2 protein-coding genes are annotated in these 2,122 nt (G+C 58.2%); one reads left to right on the top strand and one right to left on the bottom strand.

All coding sequences use genetic code 11. The annotated features are described in order from the left end of the window. Positions 1-652, bottom strand: a 652-nt coding sequence (locus L692_RS0102520) for an aminotransferase class I/II-fold pyridoxal phosphate-dependent enzyme (protein ID WP_025696914.1), incomplete at its 3' end; no start/stop codon positions are given. Positions 653-737: 85 nt separating this feature from the next. On the opposite strand from L692_RS0102520, the gene L692_RS0102515 reads away from it, so the two are divergent. After that, complete coding sequence (locus L692_RS0102515) at positions 738-2,021, top strand: MFS transporter (protein WP_025696913.1); 1,284 nt, start codon at positions 738-740, stop codon at positions 2,019-2,021. Positions 2,022-2,122 lie beyond the last annotated feature (101 nt).

Here is a 2,122-nt window from a genome sequence, read left to right as displayed (position 1 = left end):
CCGCGCCCGCCTGCATTGCCGACATCGGCAGCTCCTCGTGGAAATGGATCAGAACGCCGTGAGCCTCGTCTACAAGCACGGGAACGCCATAGCTGTGGGCAAGCTCGACAATCGAGCGCAGATCGGCGCATACCCCGAAGTAGGTCGGGTTGATGACAAGCACCCCTTTGGCGTCCGGGTGGCGCTGCAGGGCGCGTTTAAGCGAGCTGGTCGTAATGCCGTGATCAATGCCCAGATTCTCGTCCTGAACCGGGGAGACGAAGATCGGCTTGGCTCCCGAGAAGATAATGGCGGACATGACCGATTTGTGAACATTACGGGGCACGATAATCTTCTCCCCGGGAGCGCAGACGGACAGAATCATCGCAATAATAGCTCCGCTTGTGCCTTGAACGCTGAAATAAGTGTAATCCGCTCCGAACGCTTCCGCCGCCAGGTTCTGCGCCTGGGCGATCACGCCTTTAGGCTGATGCAGGTCGTCGAGCGGTGCAATATTGATCAGATCTATGGAAAAGGCGTTATCACCGATAAATTCCCTGAACTCGGGATCGGTTCCGGCACCTTTTTTATGACCGGGAATATGAAATTGCACCGGATTTCCGGCAGCGTGATTTTTTAGAGCCGTGAAGAGAGGGGTAAGCGATTGATCCATTAATACTCCCACAACCTTTCTCAAGTGAAGTCGCAAACAAAAGAAGTATAACAAAACCATCATCATAATACTAGGATGTGATGTAATGCCCTCCAAAACAGAGCAGCGGATGCATATCAGTCTGGCGTCGCCGTTTATTATCGAGATGTGGATTATCATTTTTTTGGTTGAATTTGTAAAAGGGTCGCTGCTTGTCGCGCTGCTGCCCGTCTATATGGAGAATATACTCGGGCTGTCTGTTACGGTGGTCGGTTTGGCCTTTGCGCTACAGTATTTGGGCGATAATCTGTTCCGCAGCCCCTCGGGCTGGATCATGGAACGGATTGGCTACCGGTGGACGATGACCGGAGCGCTGCTTCTGATCGCGGTGGCCGTTGCTCTTATCATTTATGCCAAGGACGCGGCGCTGCTGTCGCTGGCCTGCCTGATTCTGGGCGTCGGCACGTCTCCGCTCTGGCCTTGCGTAATGACCGGCGTGACGGAGCTGGCTGGCTCGACCCGAAGCGGAAGCAGCGGGGCAGCCATGGGGGCGGTGGAAATGGCTTCTCTGGCCGGAACGGGCATCGGGCCGATTACGGTCAACTTCCTGATGGAGCACGGCCATCAAAGCTACCGCGCGGTATTCTTCGTGCTGCTGGCCTTCGCCGCGTTGGTGGTCGCCGTCGCGCTGTTGCTGCCCGCCCGGATTGCCCACGGGTCCCATGCCGCAAGGCATGGCGCGGATGAGCCGGGAACGGCCCGGACGAAGCTGAACCCGCTAACAAGCCTCGGACGGACGCTGCTTAAGGTCAGACAGTCGCTGAAGGTCAGCAGGCTGCTGTACCCGGCCCTGTTCTTGCAGGCATTCGCGATCGGACTGATGACGCCGGTCGTTACCCTCTTTACCCGGACGGAGCTGAACCTGACGCCGTCCGAGTTCAATCTGCTGCTGATTGCCGGGGGCGGCATTACCGTGCTGGCCCTGATTCCGGCGGGCAGGCTGGTGGACCGGATTGGCACGGCGGCGTTTCTTAACATCGGCTTCCTGCTGGCTGCGGTCTCACTTCTGGCCTTCTCCGTGGTTCGCTCGCTTCCGTCCGTGTTTGTCGTCGTGCCCCTGATCGGGGTCAGCTATGCGTTCATACTGCCTGCCTGGAACGCTTTTCTTGCCAAGCAGGTGCCGGCGAGCGAGCGCGGTACGGTATGGGGATTGTTTCTCACCTTGCAGGGCTCCGGGATGGTGGCCGGACCCATTGTTTCCGGCAGGCTGTGGGATTCGGTCGGCCATGGCACTCCCTTTGTGGCAAGCGCATGCGTCATGGTGCTGCTGTTTGGCCTGCATTTGGCCATCGTGCGCCGTACGAAGCATAGAGCGGGCCATACGCATTAGCAGGCTCCCGCCGGACATACCAACCGCCCGTTCTCCAATTTCCTTGGAGAACGGGCGGTTTTGCTTGTTTCGAGGACGGATGCTCCCATCACCGATCCGTC

Origin of the sequence: Paenibacillus forsythiae T98, from assembly GCF_000520735.1 — a bacterium.
Classification (GTDB): domain Bacteria; phylum Bacillota; class Bacilli; order Paenibacillales; family Paenibacillaceae; genus Paenibacillus_AQ; species Paenibacillus_AQ forsythiae.
The sequence above is the reverse complement of the archived record's forward strand: the minus strand, read 5'-3'. Positions and strand labels throughout refer to the sequence as shown.

Bases quoted from the DNA above. Each gene is read 5' to 3' on its own strand.
- L692_RS0102515 (WP_025696913.1), top strand. From the start codon at position 738: ATGCCCTCCAAAACAGAGCAGCGGATGCATATCAGTCTGGCGTCGCCG.